General features: G+C 64.0%; 1 protein-coding gene. It reads left to right on the forward strand.

Annotated elements, in window-relative coordinates:
* Positions 1-1,706: type VI secretion system Vgr family protein (locus IE038_RS23785; protein ID WP_189396407.1), on the forward strand; the 1,706-nt coding region annotated here is incomplete at both ends.

Below are 1,706 nucleotides of genomic sequence, written 5' to 3' on the forward strand. Positions count from 1 at the left end.
CAATCACGCGCACTTCAGCCTGACGATCGATGACCTTCAGCACGACCTTCAGGTACTGTCATTCACCGGCACGGAAGCCATCAGCAGGCCCTTTGCCTTTGACGTGGAACTGGTCAGCGAGCGCGCTGACCTCGAGCTTGAAAGCTTGCTGCACAAGCAGGCTTTCCTGGCGTTCAATGCGCAGGGCGCAGGCATTCATGGGCAGGTTGACCGCGTGTCGCTGGGCGACGCAGGCAAGCGCCTGACCCACTATGGCCTGAGGCTGGTGCCGCAACTGGCCTACCTGGGGCTGCGCCGCAACCACCGGATTTTCCAGCAGCGCACGCTGGCGCAGATCATCGCCCAGGTCCTTGAGGAGCACGGCATCCTCAGCGATGCCTACCAACTGCACCTGGAAAAGACCAGTACCCCACGGGAGTACTGCGTGCAGTACGGCGAGTCCGACCTGCACTTCCTGCAGCGCCTGTGTTTCGAGGAGGGCGTGAGCTATGCCTTCCGACACAGCCGCGCCGGGCACACGCTGGTGTTCAGCGACCACCAGACCTTTTTCCCCAGGCTCGGCAAACCCGTCCCCTACCAACAGGACAGCGGCCTGGTGGCCGACGAACCGGTGATCAGCCGTTTCAACTTGCGCCTGGAGGCCCGTACCCGGCGTACGCGCTGGCGCGACTATGACTTTGAAAAATCCAGCTTCGTGCTCGAGGCCGAGGGTCAGGCCGACACCGCCTACCCGGAACCGAACCCGGAGGATTACACCTACCCCGGTGGTTTCATGCAGGGCGAGGAGGGCAAGCGACTCAGCCAGCGCGCCCTCGAACGCCACCGCGCCGAGCACCGTGTTGCCGAGGGCCAAAGCGACCAGCCGAGCCTGGTGACGGGCCACTTGCTGGAACTGTCGGGCCACCCGTGCAAGGCCTGGAACGACCTCTGGCTGCTGACCGAAGTTCAGCATGAGGGCAAGCAACCGCAAGTGCTGGAGGAGAGCATCGCTGCCGACCTCGTGCCGGTGGCTGACGGTTTCCAGCAAGGCTACCGCAACCACTTTACCGTCACCCCTTGGGACGTGTTCTACCGTCCGCAGCAGGCGTACCACAAGCCCCGTGTGCTGGGCAGCCAGACGGCCCGGGTCACCGGCCCGAAAGGCGAAGAGGTCTATTGCGACGCCTATGGTCGGGTCAAGGTGCAGTTCCACTGGGACCGCGAGGGCCAGCACAACGACCAGAGCAGTTGCTGGCTGCGGGTCGCCTCGGGCTGGGCCGGAAACGGCCATGGCAGTGTCAGCATTCCACGGGTGGGCATGGAGGTATTGGTCGTTTTCCTGGAGGGCGATCCGGACCGTCCGCTGGTCAGCGGTTGCCTGCCCAATAGCCTCAACCCGGTGCCTTATGCCTTGCCGGCAGACAAGACCCGCAGCGTGTTTCGCAGCCGCAGCACACCGGGGGGTAGCGGCTACAACGAACTGTATGTGGAAGACCGCAAAGGCCACGAATTGATCTACCTGCGGGCTCAGCGAGACCTGGAGCAGAAGGTCGAGCGTGACCGTCGGTTGGAGGTGGGCGGTGAGTGCACGACCCGGGTCAAGGGCAACAGCACCACGGTACTGGAAGCAGAAGAGCACCTCACGGTCCTGGCGGATCGCAAGGTGCAGCTCAAGGCCAGCGAGTACCTGGACGTGGGCGCCAGCAGTCACACCCGGATTGGGCAGA

It is taken from the genome of Pseudomonas laurentiana, from assembly GCF_014648275.1.
Lineage (GTDB): Bacteria > Pseudomonadota > Gammaproteobacteria > Pseudomonadales > Pseudomonadaceae > Aquipseudomonas > Aquipseudomonas laurentiana.